Source organism: Bacterioplanes sanyensis, from assembly GCF_014652515.1.
GTDB classification, from domain to species: Bacteria; Pseudomonadota; Gammaproteobacteria; order Pseudomonadales; family Oceanobacteraceae; genus Bacterioplanes; species Bacterioplanes sanyensis.
This window is the reverse complement of sequence record NZ_BMYY01000004.1, coordinates 1-19869: the sequence shown is the minus strand read 5'-3', so window position 1 is coordinate 19869 and position 19869 is coordinate 1. Positions and strand designations below refer to the sequence as shown.

12 protein-coding genes are annotated in these 19869 nt (G+C 52.8%); 9 read left to right on the top strand and 3 right to left on the bottom strand.

Going from position 1 to position 19869, the window contains the following annotated elements:
- Window positions 1-3: 3 nt before the first annotated feature.
- A complete protein-coding gene (locus IE090_RS07540) occupies window positions 4-2328 on the bottom strand; it encodes a 7TM diverse intracellular signaling domain-containing protein (protein WP_189387761.1) in 2325 nt (774 codons plus the stop codon).
- A 41-nt stretch (window positions 2329-2369) separates the two neighbouring features.
- Window positions 2370-2882 (bottom strand): hypothetical protein, encoded by a 513-nt coding sequence (locus IE090_RS07535; protein ID WP_189387760.1) that lies wholly within the window; start codon window positions 2880-2882, stop codon window positions 2370-2372.
- Window positions 2883-3047: 165 nt separating this feature from the next.
- On the opposite strand from IE090_RS07535, the gene IE090_RS07530 reads away from it, so the two are divergent.
- From IE090_RS07530 to IE090_RS07510, 5 genes are read left to right on the top strand one after another with little or no spacing between them, the layout of a single operon-like run.
- Window positions 3048-4499 carry a Wadjet anti-phage system protein JetA family protein gene (locus IE090_RS07530; RefSeq protein ID WP_189387759.1) on the top strand — a complete coding sequence of 484 codons (1452 nt, stop codon included), beginning with the start codon at window positions 3048-3050 and terminating at the stop codon, window positions 4497-4499.
- Between the two features lie 2 nt (window positions 4500-4501).
- Window positions 4502-5407: a DUF4194 domain-containing protein gene (locus tag IE090_RS07525; protein WP_189387758.1), complete on the top strand. Its 906-nt coding sequence runs from the start codon at window positions 4502-4504 to the stop codon at window positions 5405-5407.
- A 5-nt stretch (window positions 5408-5412) separates the two neighbouring features.
- Window positions 5413-9051: an ATP-binding protein gene (locus IE090_RS07520; protein ID WP_189387757.1), complete on the top strand. Its 3639-nt coding sequence runs from the start codon at window positions 5413-5415 to the stop codon at window positions 9049-9051.
- A complete protein-coding gene (locus tag IE090_RS07515) occupies window positions 9051-9446 on the top strand; it encodes a group II truncated hemoglobin (RefSeq protein ID WP_189387756.1) in 396 nt (131 codons plus the stop codon). The genes IE090_RS07520 and IE090_RS07515 overlap by 1 nt, the downstream gene beginning before the upstream one ends.
- Window positions 9409-10371 carry a DUF4124 domain-containing protein gene (locus tag IE090_RS07510; RefSeq protein WP_189387755.1) on the top strand — a complete coding sequence of 321 codons (963 nt, stop codon included), beginning with the start codon at window positions 9409-9411 and terminating at the stop codon, window positions 10369-10371. Before IE090_RS07515 ends, IE090_RS07510 begins: the two co-directional genes overlap by 38 nt.
- Window positions 10372-10429: 58 nt before the next feature.
- Here the strand turns inward: IE090_RS07510 and brnQ are convergent, their stop codons facing one another.
- Entirely contained in the window at window positions 10430-11761 is a 1332-nt protein-coding gene (gene brnQ, locus IE090_RS07505; protein WP_189387754.1) for a branched-chain amino acid transport system II carrier protein, read from the bottom strand.
- 1045 nt (window positions 11762-12806) lie between these two features.
- Here brnQ and IE090_RS07500 point away from each other — a divergent pair.
- The 4 genes from IE090_RS07500 (at window position 12807) to IE090_RS07485 (ending at window position 19638) form a co-directional block, all read left to right on the top strand.
- Window positions 12807-16460, top strand: coding sequence for an RHS repeat-associated core domain-containing protein (locus IE090_RS07500; protein WP_189387753.1), 3654 nt, complete (start codon window positions 12807-12809; stop codon window positions 16458-16460).
- Window positions 16457-17425 carry a hypothetical protein gene (locus IE090_RS07495; RefSeq protein ID WP_189387752.1) on the top strand — a complete coding sequence of 323 codons (969 nt, stop codon included), beginning with the start codon at window positions 16457-16459 and terminating at the stop codon, window positions 17423-17425. Before IE090_RS07500 ends, IE090_RS07495 begins: the two co-directional genes overlap by 4 nt.
- Before the next feature lie 651 nt (window positions 17426-18076).
- Window positions 18077-19273, top strand: coding sequence for an RHS repeat domain-containing protein (locus IE090_RS07490; RefSeq protein ID WP_505656084.1), 1197 nt, complete (start codon window positions 18077-18079; stop codon window positions 19271-19273).
- On the top strand, window positions 19270-19638 hold the full coding sequence (locus IE090_RS07485) for a hypothetical protein (protein WP_189387750.1): 369 nt from the start codon (window positions 19270-19272) through the stop codon (window positions 19636-19638). Before IE090_RS07490 ends, IE090_RS07485 begins: the two co-directional genes overlap by 4 nt.
- The last annotated feature ends 231 nt before the right edge of the window (window positions 19639-19869 follow it).

Below are 19869 nucleotides of genomic sequence, written 5' to 3'. Positions count from 1 at the left end.
AACTCAGGCCGACAAGGGCGGCGCTGCTTCAGCGTTAGCCCGAGTCTCGACCGGCAGCAATAGGCATAAATCAAACCCTGGGCCATCGCCCCACTGTATCGTGCCGTTTAATACTTGGGTGACTAGGTTATAGCTTTCATACAGCCCTAAACCACAGCTGCCCGCTTGCTGGCGGCGGGTGGTATAAAACGGTAAGAACACTCGCTCGCGCTCATCGGCGGCAATGCCACAGCCGTTGTCTTGGTAGCGCACGCTGAGCTGCTGGGCTGGTTGACTGACCTGAATATCAATCGTGAGTGTATGAGTGCTGGCCAGTTGTGGGTTATGGCGCAGGCTGTTGTCGAGCAGCTGGTTCAAAACCCGCTCTAATGCATCGCTGTTGCCTTGCCATTGTGAAACGTCGGTGTCGACAGTGATGGTCAGCGCCAGCTCTGGGTCTAGCCGCAGGGTTTCGCGGCGCCAGTGGCTAAACCAATGATGCAGCTGAATCAGCTCCGGCGACGACTGCTGGTCAACTAACGCTGAGTTTTTCATCACCTGATTCAAATCTTTTAGCCGAACAATTCCTTGGTCGATGTGCTGGCTGGCGGCCTGTAGCTGCAAGCGCAAATCATCGTCGCGCACCGCGGCGATGTTTTCGGCCAAAAAGCTTTGCGCCATTTGAATATTGCCCAATGGCGTGTTCATTTCATGCGCCACGCCCATCACTAGTTGGCGCAGCGAGCGGGTTTTTTCTTCCTGTATGCGGCGCACGTCTAGCTCATGCTGATACTGACGGGTTACGTCCTGCGCTGAGCCAATCCATACGGTGTTAGAGCCGGCCAGTTCTCCTTGGCGCCGCCGGCGCATGGTAATGCTGAGCCAGCTGCGTTGCTCATCGTAACCGCGCTCCAATACATAGCGTTGCACCTGCTCCTCTTGCTTTAGAGTGTGCCAAAAAGACGACATAGCGCTGGCATGAAACAAATGGCCAAACGGCGGTAAACGCTCGGTGTCGCAGTGTGCTAGGCCAAGCATGCGCCGCCATGACGGGTTGGATTTGGTAAAGCGTCCTTGAGCATCTAACTGAAACTGACCCGACAGCGAGTTGTGATAAAGCTCTTCAAAGCTGCGTAAATAATGAATCGCTTGCTCTTGGCTTTGCAGGCGCTGTTGGCGGGCTGCCAGTTCATTGCGCTGCAACTTAGCGATGCGCTCACCTAAGGCCATTGACAGCAAAATGATTTCGATAAATGAGCCAATTTGATAGCTGAACAAGGTCAGGGTATTGGTTGGCAACCAGCCTAGCGAGCGCACATTGGTAATGACCATGCCGACGATAAACACCAGCCAGGCAATAGAAAAGTAGCGCGCCGCCATTTCACCACGGCGCCATAAACGCAGACCGCATGCCAAGGCCGAGACACTGATAAAAGTGCTGAGTAGGTTTTGAAAGGCCAGCACCCAACCATAAGGTAGTAGCAATGACAACAGCATCGACAGCGCCGCCAGACCTGCATAAATACCAAAGGCAGCATGCATTAACTGGCTGTACTCGGCGAGGCGCAAAAAGCGACTCACAAAAGCGCACATGACTAGCTGGTTAAGGCCAAAAAACAGTGGCAAAGCATACTGGTTAAACGCTGGCCAGTTTGGCCATAAAAACTGAAAGGCGGAGCCTTCGTAGGTCATGTGCAGCAGCAAAAAAGACAATACAAAGCCGGCATAGAGCAAATAACTGCGATCGCGGGTGGTGACGAAAATAAACAGGTTATATAGCCCCATCACCAATAATGCGGCCAAAAAGCCGCCGCGCAGCAAGTTATAGGATTGCAGCGAATCGTGCATTTGATCGTCAGGCAGCAGCCAAGCGGGCAGTTGCTGCGTGCCTTGGCTGTGGACTCGCAAAAAAAGCTCGACCTCGCCCTGGCCTTTTATCGGCAACAGTAAATCGGCATGTTGCAGCGCGCGGTTGCTAAATGCCAAGCTGTCGCCGCTGGCCTGATGCTCACATTGGCTGGTGCTCTGGGGGCTGTTAGTTGGGCATACGTATAAATCGACGCGATCAAGCAAGGAGTAGCGAATCCACAGCCATAGGGGCTGCTCGGTTAAGGTGACGCGGCGTTGATACCAGATGGCGGCATCAGTGTAACCAAAGTTGGGGTGCTCGGCTTGGGTCGGTTGCCAATCCTGCCGCTGGCGCACTTGGCTCAGCGTGAGTTGGCGGCTGTCATCAACCAGTTGCTGGGCACCTAGGCCAAAAGCTTGGGCAGCGTCGTGGCTGGGATGCTCGGCGTGGCTGGCGTGCAGGCACAACAGCCCTAGGCAAAAAAATAGAAATTGCTGCACCTGACGTTCCTTTTATTGTTATTTGTCCTTCGGCCCGTGAGTCAGTAGGCCAGTGCAAACACCATCAAGCTGACCCAAGCTATCATGCCGGCTATCAGTATGGCCCATTCAACCGCAGTCAGGTCCGTATTTTGAACAAAAAAGTGCAGCCTGCTGTCGTGCAGCCGGTTAATGGTCAGGTTGACCTGAGCATTCGGTAGGGTCAGCAGCAGTGCCAAAAACCAACCGTCGCGGTCGCCGGTGGCGACAAACCAGAGGCTCAATAGCAACGGCAGAATAAACAACAAGTACGCCCGCAGCGGCTGCCAGCGGGGCTGGTCGCCATCGTCAACGGCTTGGCGATACACTCGCTGATACAACCACCATTGGCTCAGCGGCCAAATGGCCATCATCAGCCAGGGGTTGGCGCCGCCGCGGCGTTGCACCTGATGCCAGTGGCACCAGCTCCAATAGAGGTTGTAGAGGCCGAAGGTGGCCAGTGACAGTTCAATGAACTTCTCTGTGCCGATGGGGAAGAACAGGGCCTTGTCTTCGACTTCCTGGTGTTGCTGCATGCTTAGCTCCAATCGCTGGCCGGCGTCCGTATCGCATGCCGGATTGTCCTGATACTAACGAGCGCAGACTTGTTTGGCGAGTGCGTCACGGTTTGCCGGTAGCGCTGGCGCCAGGGTTTGAGTATCGTTGCCGGTTTGATGAAGGTTTTAGAGTAACGGCTGGGTATGTTTTTTGATCAGGAACGGCTGCAGTTTTTTCGCCCACTGACGGGCAAGTACCGGGCTCAGGTACAGCATTGCTTAAGCGAGTTGTATCGACGGCTGTACAGCTCCAGTAGCGCCGATTACGGCCAGGCCATCGGTCGTGACACCGTGATTGAAGTGTTTCAAGAAGCACTGGTGCGGGCGCCGTTGCTGGCCTCGCCAGGCGAGGATGGTGATGGCGAAGGGCGGTTTCGCAACAGCCGCGAGCAGGCCGGTTGGATTCTCAACCTGCTGATCGAGCATGGCTGGCTGGAAAAACAAGTCGACGAAGCCAGCTTGCAAAGCACCTTTGCCTTTACCCGCTATGGCCGTTTGTTTACTGAGCCTTGGCTGGTCGACAGTCGCACCTCGGCGCGCACCCGCCATCGCAATACCCGCAATACCCGCAACTCGCTGGAGGCTTATCTAGAGCGTGGCGATGTCTATGACTTGCTCGATGCCTATGAGTATTCGGAGCGCATCATCAGCGACTTTACCGATGTCATTGCCGAGCTGGAGGAGCGCAAACGCGATCTGGTGCGGGAAATGGAAGATCAGCTGCTGGTGCAGCGCGCCAGCGAAGCCTTTTTCGACTTTATGGAGAAGCGCTTTCAGCCCGATTTGTCGGTGCGGCTGTCGGCGGATAACGTCGAAAAGCACCGCGATCGCATTCAAAGCCTGATCAGCGAAATTCGCCGCCAAGACAAAGATCACAAGGCCGCCATTGAGCGCCGCTTGCGCGAATTGTTGCCCGAGCTGGCCCAGCCAGGGCAGTCAGTGTTGTGGTTGTTGCTGGACGGCATCGAGCAGCGTTTGCGCAACGCCAGCGACATCATGCTGCCCGCCTTGCGCCGGGCGTTGCAAAGCTTTACCAAGCGCGCCGACATTATTATTCGCCAAATGAGCTACTTGGCCTCGCAGCAGCACAACGATGTGCTGGCGGTGTGCAAGCAGTTGGCGGCGGCCAGCCCCGAGCAGCAAGATACCTTGCTGGCCAAGGCCGCCCGTCAGATGACGGTGCCGCACATTGCCTTGGTCGACCCTGCGCAAGTGCGCCTGGCCAATGCGCGCCAGCGCCGCCGTATTGATGCCAGCCTAGATGAAGGTAGTGGCGATTTTGACGTCGAAGCGCGGCGCGATATTTACATTCAACAAGTGCTGGACCAAGCCTTCTTGGTGAATCAGCAAGCGGTGCGCAGCTACATTCGCCAGCATCTGCGTGAGGGCAAGGTGGTCTCTACCCGTGAGTTACCCATTGACAGCGCACAAGATTTTCTTGCCGTCGCCCATGCCATTAGCTTGGGCGCCGCCGACGCGTTATCGAGTGAATTTCAGTTCCAGGTGATGCCAGACGACAGCGCCAGTGACGAGCCTGGCGAATATTTCTTAAGCAAAGATCATTTCACCCTGGAACTGGTACAAAAAGAGCCCTGATTATGTTGCAAGCCATAGAGCAAGAGTTAGAAAAAGAAGGCCTAGACCAGCGCGATTTTTCCGAGTTATTGGTGCGCCTGCTGGACTACGGCGTGATTTGCCGCGACGAAAGCCAAATCGAACAACAACTGTATGACCGCTACATTCGCCTGGAGGCGTTAGTGGCGGACTATTTATCCTTGATCGGTGTGCGCGTGCAGCACGATCGACGCTTTCAGTTTGTGCGCTTATTTCCGCCGGGTGCTCAGGTGCCGGGCATGGAAGAGCCGCTGCAAGCGGGCGGCCAGGCGCTGCGCCTTAAATTAAATCAGCAAGAAGTGGCGCTGATTTTGGTGCTGCGTGCGCAGTACGACAAAGCCCTGCGCGAAGGCCAGGTCGATGAGCAAGGCTGTGTCATGGTGTCCTTCGAGAGCCTGAGCATTGCCATGAAAAACCTGCTGAAGCGCACCTTGCCCGAGCAGCTGACTGAACGCAAACAGCTGTTTCGCCGCTTAAAGCAACTGCGCTTGGTGCAGCTGGCCAATGAAGAGCAGCTGGCGGACGGCGATGTGTGGCTGCGCATTCGCCCGATGATAATGAGCTATGTCAGCGATGACGTGCTGTCTGAGTTAACCCCACCAGCGTCAGACAATGCCGCCGAGGAAGTCAAGGAAATCGAGGAAGGCGAGGAAAAACAGACCGCCGAAGTCGTAGAAGACATGGCCGCGACTGCCAGCGCGGAAGCGGGTGTGGCTGAACAGACCGATGACGGTCAACCGGCCGATGTCGAACAGGCCGATGTCGAACAGGCCGACGATACGCAAGCCAGCGATGTTGTAGCACAGGCAGAGGACGATAAGCCCGCCGTTGAGGAAACCCCACAACCTGCTGGTGAAAAAGCCAGCCCAGCCAGTTTATTTGGAGAATAAGCCCGATGTTTTTGAAGAAATTCGTTTACGTCAATTGGGGCAATATTCCCGCCACCGAATTTGAGTTTGGCCCCATTAATTTGCTGTCTGGCGGCAATGGCTCGGGTAAAACCACCGCCGCCGATGCCATTCAAACCGTAATGACGGCGGCGCACGATACCCTGTTTCATTTTAACCCCGGCCAAGACGAAGCCACCCAGCGTGGGCGCGGAAAAAACGTGCGAACCCTGGCGTCCTATGTGCTCGGTTGTGACGATGGCAGCTACGCCCGCCCCAATGGTGCGGTGGGCTATTTGGCGGCCGTGTTTCACCCCACGCAAGGTGAAAGTGGCGAGCCTTTTACCGCCGTGATTGGCGTCAGCGCCAGCATTGATCGCGCCGGTGCGCAGCCGGTGGCGCGACAAAATGATTTGCAGTTTTATATTGTTGCCGGCGAGCAGCTAACGCTGTCTGATTTTACCGTCGATAAAGATGGCAGCCGCCAAGTATTAGAGTTAGCGCGCTTTGCCCGTCATTTGCGCCAGCGCGTGGCACTGGAAAACATCGAAAAATACGACACCAAAAAGCAGTATTTGCGGCGCTTATATGGTGCCTTGCGCGGTCGCAACGATGCCGTGCCAGAGCGTGAGGCGATGAATGCCGCGCGTACCTTTTCGCGCTTTATGGCCTACAAGCCGGTAAAAAGCATCAATGGCTTTGTGCAAAATGAAATTCTTGAAGCCAAAGATTTAGGTGACGCCATTCGCAGCGTTTCGGATTTGATGAAAACCATTCATGCGATGGAGTCCGATGCCAATGTATTGGCCCACACCATTGAGCGGTTAAACAACACCCGGGGTGCGGCCAATCGCTACATCGATCAATGGATCGATTACAACGTGCTCGAATACACGGCGGCCCGCAGTCGCTTTTTGCACGATCAGCGCAATTATTTAGAAGCCAAAGAGCAGCAACAAGACATTCGCGAGCGCTTTGCTCGCGCCGAAAAAGATCGCGGTGTGGCTCAGGAGCGGCGCAAGCAGCTGCGTGAGCAGCTGATTTCGATGGAAGCCCAGCGCCGGGGCATTGATGCGCTGCAAGATAAAGACGCAGCCGAGCAAGCCATTGCCGATGGCAAGCAGCAGTTGCAGAAGCTAGCCATGCCGCTTTTGGAGCAAGAGCAATTACTGCAAGCCAGCCTGCGCGCCACGGAGCTGGTGCATGGGGCGCTGCAAAAAACCGCCGTGGCGGTAGACATACCCAGCTTAGGGCAGAAAAAACTGCTGGAACAAGCGCGCGATGTACTGGCAATAAAAGACCAAGGCGCATTGGACTTGCGCAAACTCATGGGCCGCGACTGGATCGATTTATCGCCACTAGAGGCCCACTTGGATGAAGCGCGCCAGCAGCAAAGCTTATTAAATCAATGGCGCGAGCGCTTTCACTCCGGCGAGCTGGAAAGCAGTGGCCAAAGCTTGCGTGATCAAATCGCCAAATTGGTTGATCGGCGCGAGCAAAAGTTGCAGCAATTAAACAGTCGCATGGCGCAAAAACAGGCCGACATCGACAGTTTGGAAGCGCGCCAATTAAATTACCCCGGCCATGTGCGCCAAGCGCTGGAGGTGTTGCGACGCGAATGCCCCGAGGCCAGTCCGCAAGTATTGGCCGACTATGTGGAGGTACGTGACCCGCAATGGCAAAACGCCATCGAAGGTTACATTGGCGGTGCCCGCTTTAGCATTTTGGTGGAGCGCGAATACGAAGCCGAAGCCGCACAGATTTTGCGCGCCATTCCTGGCGGCAGCCGCGCGCGGGTCATTCAGGGTGAAAAAGCCCGCCGTGACGCCGAGCGCCGCAGTTTGCCGGCCAACTCCATTTTGCACTTAATGGATTTTGAACACGCCACCGCCAAGGCGTTTTTGGCGGCCAGTTACGGCAATGTTGAGCAAGTCGAAGATACCGACACCCTGCGCTTAACCCGCCGCGGTGTGACGCGTGACGGCCTGGGCAGCGGTGCTTATTCGATTTATCGCTGTGACTTAGACGACAGTGAGTTGGTGTTTGGTTTGGGGGCGCGTGAAAAAGCCCTCAGTGCCAAGCGCGCTGAACTGGATGCCATTGCTGAGCAAGCCAATGAAGCCAGTTTTCAACTGCGCCAAGTTGAGCAGTTGCTGGACGCCATCAATCTGCTGCGCCACGTAACGTTTGCCGATCAAATGCAATCCATGCTGGATGTGCATTATCAAATGCAGCGTGCTGAGCAATCGCTTAATCAGGTAGATGTGTCGGACTTCTCCCATTTGGAGCATGAATTCCAGGCATTAAAAGACAAAGGCGATGAGTTAGACGGAGTCATCAAAGACCTAGATGGTGAGCTGGGGCGCTTGCAGCAACAGCTCAACGACAGTGAAAAGCTGTGTCGCAACCTCAGTGACATGCAAGAAAAAACCGCCGAGCATGCCGAGCAAAAAGAGCAAAACCTGCGGCAAATTGTTTCCGTCTGGCCGGAGTTTGAGCTGGAAAAACGCCTGCAAGAAGCAGACGACGAAGCCAAAAACAGTCCGCCGGAGGCGGTGGAAAATCAGCGCAAATCCATTGCTCAGGAGTTGAACTCCACGGCCTATGAGATCGAGCGCAATATTAATGAACACAACCTGAATTGTCAGACCATGGATGCCATCGTCTATACGCCGGATTACCGCGATGAGCACGGTGTCGAGTTTTTCCGCTGCGTGTGTGCGCTGGAGCGCGAAGTGGAGCGCATTCATAACCGCCTGAAAAATAACATTCTGGTAGAAAAGCAAGATCAGCTGATTCAGCTGCGTGAAAGCTTTAACAATGCGTTTGTCACTAACTTGTGTCACTCCATTTATCAGGCCATCAATGATGGCAAGCGCATTTTAGAAGACCTCAATAAAGAGCTGGCCCACCATGAATTTGGTGCCGACCGCGAGCGCTACTGGTTTGATTGGGATTGGGTGGCAGAGTACAAGGAATACTGGCAGTTCTTTGAAGAAATCATCAAAAACCCGAACCTAGGTGATGGCACCACCTTGTTTAACGCCGACCTCTCTGCCAGCGGCAAGCGCGTGCGCGATCAGCTGATGTCGATGCTGCTGGATGAAGATGAGCAAAAGGCCATGCGTGAGTTGGAGCGGATTTCTGATTACCGCAACTACCGCGCCTACGAGATTTATAAGCAGCCCGCCAATAAAGACCCCATTGCCTTGTCGCAATACGGCACCGGTTCGGGCGGTCAGTTGGAAACGCCGGCGTACATTATTCGCTCGGCGGCCATTACTTCAGCCTTTCGCTTTAACGAGGGCGATACGCACCTGCGCATGGTGCTGGTCGATGAAGCCTTTTCGAAAATGGACGAAACCCGCTCGAAAGAGGTCATTCATTATTTGACCGAGAGCCTAGGGTTGCAGCTGTTGTTTATTATGCCTACCAGTAAGTCTGGCCCCTTTATGGACTTGATCTCTAATCAGTTCGTATTCAGCAAGGTGCCTTTGGTAGGCGGTCAGAAAAAGGGTGAGTTGCAAACCCGTGTCTTAGTTGACCGCCAGCAATGCAACCAAGAAAAAGTCAAAGAATTGTGGGCCAATCACAGGCGCACCATTCGCCACCAAGCTGCACTGGATTTTATGGAGGAGTTTGCCTGATGGCCTACGGTGACGGCGATACTTCGTATCAAACGGCGGGCGAGCAGGCGGGCGTTCGAGCCCTGGTGGATGCCTTTTACGACGCCATGGAGACCTTGCCTGAGGCGCGTACCATTCGTGACATGCACCCGCAGGATTTAACCGAATCGCGCGATAAGTTGGCGCGGTTTTTATGCGGTTGGCTCGGTGGCCCCAAACTGTTCAGCGAAAAATACGGTCCGATTCGCATTCCCGTGGCCCATCGCCATTTGGCAATAGGGCCAGCGGAGCGCGATGCTTGGCTGTTGTGCATGCAAGTGGCCGCCGAGCAACAGCCTTGGCCAGATGATTTTAAGCAATATTTATTGGAGCAATTGTATGTGCCTGCGGAGCGCAGCCGTAATCGCTCTGATTAGTCTGGCCAGTGTTGCTACCGCAGGCATTTACCGTTGGACGGATGCCAATGGCAAGGTTCATTTTGGTGATCGGCCGCCGCCGCAAGTTGAGCGCCAACAGGTGGAAGTGGAGTCATCGCCGGGTTGGCGTGGCTTTGATATTCAACTGACCTATTCCAATGGTTTTTCTACCGCCGCTGCTGCGGGCGAGCCCTTGCCGCAATTGGACGCTGAGCGCATCGAGGATGACGTTAACCGCGTTTATCGGTTTTTTGACCGCGTTCTGTTTATCGATTTTTATCGCAAGGTGCCGGTTAGCATTCATGTATTAACCGACATGAGCGAGTATCGCCGCTATTTGGCGGCCAAAACCAACAGTAAGGTGCCACCGTCGTTGGGGGTCTACCTGCACGATCACCATCAAATTGCGGTGTTTCTGCATCCAGAGAGCTTAGGGGGCATTGAAAGCACTTATCGCACCATCAAGCACGAAACCAGCCACGCTATTTTTGCCTCCGTCGCCGAGCGCATGCCTGCCTGGTTAAATGAAGGTTTGGCCGAGCAAATGGAAACCCTTGAGTACGACGATAGCGGGCGCTTTGTGATTCACCAGCATGCGTTAAACCATCGACAAATCGCGGCTCAGCAGCAACTGATGCCAGTGCGTGAATTTGTCGAAATCAATAATGTCACCTGGCGGCAGCAGAATCTCAACCAAGCCATTCATCAAGCTATGGCGGGGCAGCTGGTGTATTTTAGCCTCAGTAAAAGCTACGGCCGCAGTTTTATTACGCGCCTGGTGCAGGAGTACAAACGCGGCTATCGCAGAACCGCTTATTCGCTATTGGATGAGCATTACATCGGCGGCGCTAGCGCATTGAATATTCATTGGCAGACGTGGCGCGCTGAGGGCATGGCTCAGCCAAAGCAGATCGTGTTTCAATAATAAAGCATCGAACAGCGGTGCAGAATAAAGCGGCCGAACGGCCGCTCTATTTTATTCCTTAAGAGCCCATGCTCGCGATGTTCTCAGACCCGCGCTTTTGCAGCGCCCAACCAATGGCTACAGCCACCAGCGCTGGGGTCAGCCAGGCCATGCCGCTGCTGGCCATGGGCAGTTGTTGATACCAGGTTTCTAAACCGACGGGGGTTAACTTGGCAACGGCCAAACCGTCGTACAAGGCAATGATGGCGGTTACACCCATGGCCCAGGCAAACACCCGCTGCGGGTCACGCATCCATGGGCGCGCCAGAGATAAGCCAATTAAGGTCATGGTGAGTGGGTACAGAGCGACCAACACCGGAATCGACAGTTGAATGATTTGCGACAGTCCTTGGTTGGCCACCAATGCGCTGAAAATCGCCAGTACAACCACAAACACCCGATAAGAAATTTTCGGCATTAATTGGTTAAAGTATTCGCCGCAGCTGGTGAGCAGGCCTACTGCAGTGGTTAAGCATGCCAAGGTAATCACCAGCGCCAGAATTAACTGGCCGGCAGGACCAAAAATTTCGGTGATGTAGACTGCAATTAATTGACCGCCGTTGTCGTATTGGCTGGCAACGCTATGGCTAGTGGCGCCTAACCAAGCCAGGGGCACATACACCAGCGACAAGCACAACGCCGCAATGACGCCGGCCATTAGCGTGTAGCGGGCGATGGAGGCACGGTCTTTAATACCGCGCTCGCGAATGGCTTGAATAATGACAATGCCAAACACCACCGAGGCCAGGGCATCCATGGTTTGGTAGCCCTGCATAAAGCCAAAGGCGAAGGCGCCTTGGGCGACGGTCTCACTGCGGCTGCCAGCGCTGCCTTGCGGGTCCAGCAAAATACCGGCAGCCATGACGATTAATACCAGGATTAAGGCCGGCGTAATATAGCGGCCAATGCGGTCCATCAATTTGCCCGGTGACAGTGCTAAATATGCACTGGCAACAAAAAACACTAGGGTGTAGATGGCCAACGCTATCTTCGATTCACTGCCATTGGCAAGCCAGGGCGAGGTGCCCATTTCAAACGCCACCGTGGCCGTACGCGGAATGGCGAACAATGGCCCGATGGATAAATAAATTGCCATGCCAAAGGCAATCGCCGCCCAGACTGGCAGTGGCCGGGTAATTTCACGCAAACCGCCACCGCACATGGCAGCTGCCACTACACCTAGCAGCGGGAGCCCAACCCCGGTTGCTAGAAAGCCTAACGTGGCCGGCCAGAAATCCGTACCGGCCTGGCGGCCCACATCCGGGGGAATAATTAAGTTACCGGCACCTAAAAACAGGGCAAAGGTCATAAAACCCAGCGCTATCACATCGCTGCGGCGGAATGTCGACATAAATCACCTAAGGGGGCAAATAAAAGCCTGCGATTATATCGGTTGCCCGGGCGCTAATACCAGTACTGTAGTGGATGTCAATAGCTTGTTCGGTTTTTACGGTGGGGTGGCAGGTAGTTTTTAGGTTGGATGTTCGCAGTTGCTCGTAGTGCTGGTGTGCATCCTTGTCGCAACTCAAAGTGCGTTAATGGTCGATTGCGCAGCGCTGGTTGAGCCACTATGATGCGCGGTTTTTCGCTCAGAGGATATGCGCATGCGTTCGCTTGGCAGATGGCTGATATTAGGGATGATGCTGTTGGGGGCTGTCGGAGCGCAGGCGGAGAAATTTTGCTCAAGTGCAGGCACGTTTTTTTGCGCGGCGGGAGCAAATGATCCGGCGACTAACCAATACTGTAAGCAGGACTCGTTCAGCGCTGTCATCGAAGGTATAAATTACACCAAGCCACCCCCACCTCCTAGCATATTTTCTGTGAGTGATTGGCGATTTGCGCTCACTCTGCCAGCTAATCGCGGCTTGAAAAAAGGTGGTATCACTTCCCAGGATATTTGGATGAAAGCAAAAATTCTGAAAAGTACTGGAAAGCTGAGTGGTACATATGTCTCCGCGAGTGTTTATCGCTACGATTGCGTCACATGCCCCAACCCATACCAGTGGGACAGCGAGCAACAAATGTGTATCACCCACTGCCCTGCTGGTCAGAGTCTGGACTGGGATACGGGCACTTGCTTTCTTGATAGAGTGCAACCGCCGGATCAAATGTGTCACGCTAAAACAGCGGGTAACCCAGTTGACGTAACCACGGGTGAAAAAATACAGCGCTTTGGGCCTGATGTTGTGTTAGGACAAGGCCACTTCCCGGTTGTGTTTAGTCGCCTTTATCGCTCGATGCCTTCTAAAAACGATCGTAATCAAAGACTGTGGCGCGATAAAGACAGAGATAAACTTAGTTGGATCGAGTACACATTAAAGAATGTAGAATGGCGTAAAAATAGCACTCTTTTCCCGGATGCTGAGGATATCAAAGCCCCGGCTCCGTTGGGTAATATGCGCCATAGCTTCGAGGTGAGTTTGCGTTTTACCTCACCAGCCCGTGCCTTCTATCAAGACGACCAAGGTGAGTTGATTCGCTTTTCAAAATCAGGATCGGTCTTTAAATCCAGCCTGGGCACGGTGACTCGTCAAGCAGACGGCAGCGCGATTTTGGTTAAGAAAAATGCCGTTCGAGAAACGTTTAATAGTGACGGTCAGCTAATACGTATCGAACATCCACAAGGTGGCTGGCAAACCCTGGTGTATGACGACTTGGGTCGCATTGATGCCATCACTCACTACCAAGGCTATCGACTGCAGTTCCACTACGATCCGGAACATAAACGTTTGGTGCGTTTAAGCACCAGCGGTGGCGAGGACATCCAGTTTCGTTTTGACGATAAAGGTCAGTTAACTGGCACTCAGCTCGGCTCACAAGGGTGGGAAACCTATCGCTATAAAACCATCGATATCACCGATGTAAACAGCGGTGATACGGTCACTCAGATCTACCGTTTAGCGGCCATTGTTGATGCCAACGGCGTTGAGTACGCCAGTTGGGAATACGACCATCAAGGCTTGGCCATCGAGAGTCGCCATGCCGGTGGTGCAGAAAAAGTGACCATTGATTACCAAGGCGTGGGCTCGTTAGTCACTAACGCTCTGGGGCATCAAAAAACCGTCATTAACGACCCACATGGCCGTGTGGTGGAAGTGATCGGTGGCAGTGCCAGTTCAGAACAGCTGAGCAGTGGAGCCTTGCCGCGTACCTCCGTCGACTACACCAGCCGTTACATCGATATGACCGATGAACTGGGTGTGTCGCATAAGAAAGGCGTGAATCGCAGAACCGGACAGATTACCTCGGTCGACAGAACCTACCGCATGGAGGGTAATCGCCGATTTACGCATAAAACCAATTACAGCTGGGACAGCCGTTTTGCGGGCCTAGTGAGCAACGTTCGATTAAATGGTATGTGGAATCGTGCCATGAAGTACGACGACCAAGGTCGTCTGACTCAGATGAATGTTTCTGCCTATCGACAGCCCACCCGCATCACCACCTACGCCTATAACGAGCAAGGTTTATTGGCTTCAGTCGACGGCCCACGCACCGACGTTAATGACATCACCGAGATTAAATACGACGACCGCTCACGTTTGAGTGAAGTCTGGGTCGGGGGTGTGTTACAGCAAAAGGTTTTGGCTTATGACGCTTATGGCCGTATCAGCGAATGGCAAGATGGCAATGGCGCCACTTACCAACAGCAATACAACCACGACGGTCAATTAACACAGCTGCGCTTATTCAGTACCGATGGTTTGGTCGATCGCACGACGGTATACGCTTACGACGCCCGAGGTTTATTAGAAAAAGTGACTCAAGCCGATGGCGCTTGGGTGCAATACGGTTATGACGATGCACGTCGCTTAACGTCGGTATCGGATGCCTTGGGCAACCGCATTGAACTGACCGTGGATTTAGCTGGCAACGTCACTCAGACCGATGTGCTTGATGTGAACGGTGCGTTGCAGCGTCAGCACAAAGCTGTGTACGACCAGCTCAGCCGCTTAAGCCAGTCGATTGAGCCAGATGCTCAGGCGGGCGAACAAGGTGATCTGACAAAATACGATGCCTTAGGCAATGCCATTGCTTACACCAATGCGCTGGGCACACAAAGCCAGTCTGAATTTGATGCCCTCGGTCGGTTAAGCAAATACATCGATGCCGATAATGGTGAAACCCGCTACACCTACAATGCCGACGATCAGATCACCTCGGTGACCGATCCAGAAGGCAAAAAAACCGAATACAAATACAGCTACTTTGGTGATTTAGAAAAAATCATCAGCCCAGATACCGGCACCACCACGTTTAAATACGACCCGGCTGGCAACCGCACGCAAAGCACAAATGCCAACAACGAAGTCACCACTTATGAATACGACGCCCTTAACCGGCTGGTTAAAACCACCTATCACGACAACAGCACGGTGGAATACCGCTACGACCTGAACAGCAGCGCTAACTCGATTGGTCGTTTAAGTGAAGTCAAAGACCGTCAGGGCCAGGTGACTCGCTACCATTACAACGGCGCAGGCGAAGTCATTAAGCGCACATTGCTGTCGGCCAATAACACCAGCCAGGCCATCACCGAGTGGCACTACGCCGCCAATGGTCAGCTGCAGGCGCTGGTGTATCCAAGCGGTGCTCAGTTAAAACCAACCTACAACCTGGCCGGTCAAATCACCGCCTTGCACTGGCAGACCAATGGCGCTGCGCCATTGCAAACCGTGGTGTCGGATGTGAATTACCGAGCCTTTAGCAATGCCATTGAATCGCTAACTTATGGTAACGGCTTAAACTTGCAGCGCGACTACGAACTGGACGGCCAACTCACCGGCAGTCGCTTATTGTCGACTTCTGCTATCGACCCCGTGCGTCAGCGTCAATACACCCTGGATGCCATTAATCGCATTAAAGCCATTCAGCAACAAGGCGATTGGGGCAGCCAGCAACATGACTTCGATTACGATTTATTATCGCGCTTAACCCAAGCCAAGCAGCACGGCCAGCAAGATGATTACACCTACGACGGCATTGGCAACCGCTTAAGCCACGACAACCTGGGCGGTGAAAACCCCGGTAGCACCACCTATGGCTACGCCAGCAACTCCCATCAGTTGGACAGCATTCAAGGTGTGAATGCACAAGCCGTGGTGATCAATGAATTGGGTCAAACCACGCAACTGGGTGAGCGTCAGTTTAATTACGACCCAACCGGTCATATCAGTACTTTGACCACCAACGAAGGCACCACGGAATATCGTTACTTCCCGAATCAGCTGCGCAGTCAAAAAATCCAAGGCGATCAAATCACCTATTACGATTACGACCTGCAAGGCCAGTTAATTAGCGAACGTGTGTCTCACGGTGGCGGTACCGCCGTCACCACCCGAGAATACCTATGGCTGGGCAATGAGCTGGTGGGTTATTACACCGACGGTCAGCTGTATTTTGTACACAACGACCACCTGGCCACACCGCAAGCCCTAAGCGACAGCCAGCAAAATAAAGTCTGGAGCCTTGAGCAAAAAGCGTTTGGTGAAAGCATCCTCAGCGACAACCAGATTGCCTTTAATATCCGCTTTCCAGGGCAGTACTACGACAGCGAAAGTGGCCTGCACTACAACTGGCATCGTTACTACGACGCTGAGCTGGGGCGCTACCTGCAGAGCGATCCGATTGGGTTAAATGGTGGGTTGAGTACGTTTGGGTATGTTGGCGGAAATCCGTTGATGTATGTTGATCCGAATGGATTGGCTAGAGTCGGAGTAGCGCCTCCGCCTAGAAATAGTAGTAACGGTATTCGAGGTACGAGTAGAACCTATTATGAGGGAAATTCCACTCGGGGAGAAACAAGCATGCGTGAATGGATCAATCCTGCTAGGCATGAGGCCATATCGAATCTAAATGATCCAGCCTTTACTGGCACATCGCCATTTTGGAACCCTCAGAATCGCTGGCGCCAAGTATGCAAAAGGACTTGGTGTCCGTGGGACCAAAATAATGCTAATAGTTGTCCTGGGACATCAGTTGAACCTGTAAGAAACAAAGCGAATGGATGTATCTGTATCGAGTCTGGGCCGGGAGATTTAAAACAATGACTAGTAAAATCGTGTCTGTTTTTTTTGGATTGGTATTGTTGTTCTCAGGCTACTGCTATGCCAGCAACGAAAGTATGGATGCTGTTGATATTGAGAGAGTCGCAGAGGGAGGTGAGCTAAAAGAGTTTGTTGGAAAGATTAAGATGGGTGACGTCGATATGGCTCGGAGGCTCATAAATGAAGCGTCGGACAAAACGACTAAGTCTATCATGCAGGGGGAGCTATATCTTCTCACTGACAATGTAGAGGCTCTGTGTAGTCACGACTACTACACAACAGTTTCCCGGTATTATCGCTATGCGTGCCAGCTTCAGAGTGGTATCTATACCGATATGCGCGGTATTAATGAGAAATCCTATTTGTACCGTACCAATGAACTTCTAAAGGCTGTAAGTAAATCCAATGAAAATAGTGTTGCCTACAGATTGATAGATAATAGCGATATCGACTATGGCGATAAGGTTTTCGCTCTGGCACGATTTATAGGTTACGAGACTGCGAATGAATATTGTAAAAACAACAACGAGCTTGTATTCGAATGCGAGTTCGTTAGATTGTCTAAATCTAGCTCCATCCGTTTGGATGATCTGAACTTGAGTGTGGGTTACGAATATTCTCAGGCTCTCTATGTAGTCTTACTCGCTATTGAAAGTGGTAGTCCTGATCTACATCGGCTCATGAGGTACTTTGGCATGGTGCCTTCTTGTTCCACAGATTATTATATATGTAATTTGATTAAGGCTAACGCTTCCATATATAAAAATGACGAGCGGAGCTTTGAAATAAACATGGCCCAAGCCGAGAGCTTGTGGTCGATGAATGAGCAAAACCTTGTACTTCGGTTAAACGCTTATGTTCATTTTTGTAGAAAGGAGAAGCTTATGCGGACATTGGATGTATGGAAAGCAAGCGAGGAAGAATATGAGTATTGGCAAAATGAATTTGATAAGGTTTGCAGCAACTAATTGAGGCGCACCCTAAGCCCTGGGTGCGGTCTAGCGCATAGGTTTTCCGCGCCTTAGTGGGCCGCCTGAGTTGGCAATGGCTGTGCCCACAGGGGCTGCCTGGACGGCAGCACCAGCCAACATCCTGCCGGGATGCAGGCTGTTGGCGTTGCGGCGACCACAGCATTGGTAACGAAGGGAAACGGCCTGAGCAGCGCAAAGCAGGGAGCTCGCCCGCCCGGCGTGAGGGATAAGATCCCTCAAGGAGGGCATAGGGCTTAGAGAATTTTTAAGCTATCTGTGTTGTTTCTGCTGCGTTAAAAATGTCTCGATCGCGAGCCCGGTCACATGCTCACTTACTGCAGGTAAGCTGCGCTTTTTTATTACTTTTCGCCTAGCAGAAGCTGCCTCGATGTACGCTTTCAATCGCTCGCTTGCCCGGCGTGAGGGATAAGGTCCCTCAAGGAGGGCAATGGGGCCTGGCGGAAATAGAAGCGTTTTTAGAAAACATCGGCTTCAGGAAACTACTGAGCCCCCCATCCTAAGCTCTGGGTGCGGTCTGGCGCTTAGGTTTTCCAGGCCGCCTGAGTTGGCAATGGCTGTGTCCGCAGGAGCTTCCTGGACGGCAGCACTAGCCAACATCCTGCCGACTGTTGACATTGCGTTAAAGCCATTCAGCAACAAGGCGATTGGGGCAGCCAGCAACATGACTTCGATTACGATTTATTATCGCGCTTAACCCAAGCCAAGCAGCACGGCCAGCAAGATGATTACACCTACGACGGCATTGGCTACCGCTTAAGCCACGACAACCTGGGCGGTGAAAACCCCGGTAGCACCACCTATGGCTACGCCAGCAACTCCCATCAGTTGGACAGCATTCAAGGTGTGAATGCACAAGCCGTGGTGATCAATGAATTGGGTCAAACCACGCAACTGGGTGAGCGTCAGTTCAGCTACGACCCGACTGGTCATATCAGCACTTTGACCACCAGCGATGGCACCACGGAATATCGCTACTTCCCGAATCAGCTGCGCAGTCAAAAAATCCAAGGCGATCAAATCACCTATTACGATTACGACCTGCAAGGCCAAATGATCAGCGAGCGTGTGTCTCACGGCGGCGAAGCCCCGGTCACCACCCGAGAATACCTATGGCTGGGCAATGAGTTGGTGGGTTATTACACCGACGGTCAGCTGTATTTTGTACACAACGACCACCTGGCCACACCGCAAGCCCTAAGCGACAGCCAGCAAAATAAAGTCTGGAGCCTTGAGCAAAAAGCGTTTGGTGAAAGCACCCTTAGCGACAACCAGATTGCCTTTAATATCCGCTTTCCAGGGCAGTACTACGACAGCGAAAGTGGCCTGCACTATAACTGGCATCGTTACTACGACGCTGAGCTGGGGCGTTACCTGCAGAGCGATCCGATTGGGTTAAATGGTGGGTTGAGTACGTTTGGGTATGCGTATCAGAATCCGATAAACTGGGTGGATCCTGATGGTTTGATGGCTAGGCCACCTCCTGTCACACCTAGGCCGCCAGTGTCTGCTCCGCGTCCTTCTGTGCCCAGTCAAAGGAGAGGGGAGTCTCTTCAGGAGTACTCGAAGCGGTTGCAGGAGTACGCGAGAAATAGAAATGAAAACTCTCGGCCGGAGCTGAAAGAAAAGCCGCATGATGCAACAAGGAATGGTAAATATGACCCTAACTCGACTGGGCCTGGCAGGAAACAGAGATTTATGGATAAAGCGAAAGACTTTTTCGATTCATTTCCATCAGATGGCTTCTCTGCGCCTCCAGTGGCTCCTGGTGATGGGTGTAATCCATCTGCAATCGATGATTGCCTTAAGTCAGGTTGGTGTGCATGAGTTTCTTGAAGCTTAGGGCAGCATTTATTATCGCTCGTGCGCGTTTAGTTTCTTTTTTAAAAGGGACTGAACTTGACAGGCACATCTATAGCTCTTTGAAAAAAAATCAGGTTGAATGCTTTAGTCGAAGTGTTTACTTGCAATGGCTATATGTCTCAGCGATCAGTGATAGGGATCAGGCGCGTCTCGTTGGACTATTCGAAGAGTTCGGCCTTTTAAATATAGTTGGTGGTGGGCGTATTTACATTGCGACAATAGAGTCACTGATTTGGCTGGGGAAATTAGATTTGGCATCAGGTGCGCTACAGACCTTCAAGAGTGTCAGCAACAGCGAAGCTGATATTGAATACCTAGGGCACCTCTGAAAAATACCCCAAAATAGGCGATAATCCATCTTCCAGTTAGCAAGGGCAGGAATATGTCACAACTCAGCTTCTCCGATGCCGAAGGCCAGGCCAAAAAACGTAAGGTGACTCGCCGAGAGAAATTTCTCAACCAAATGGAAGTACTTCTACCTTGGAGAGAGCTGGAGTGCCCGATTGCTGCCTATTACAGCAAGTCATTACGAGGTAGGAAACCCTACCCGTTATCGGTGA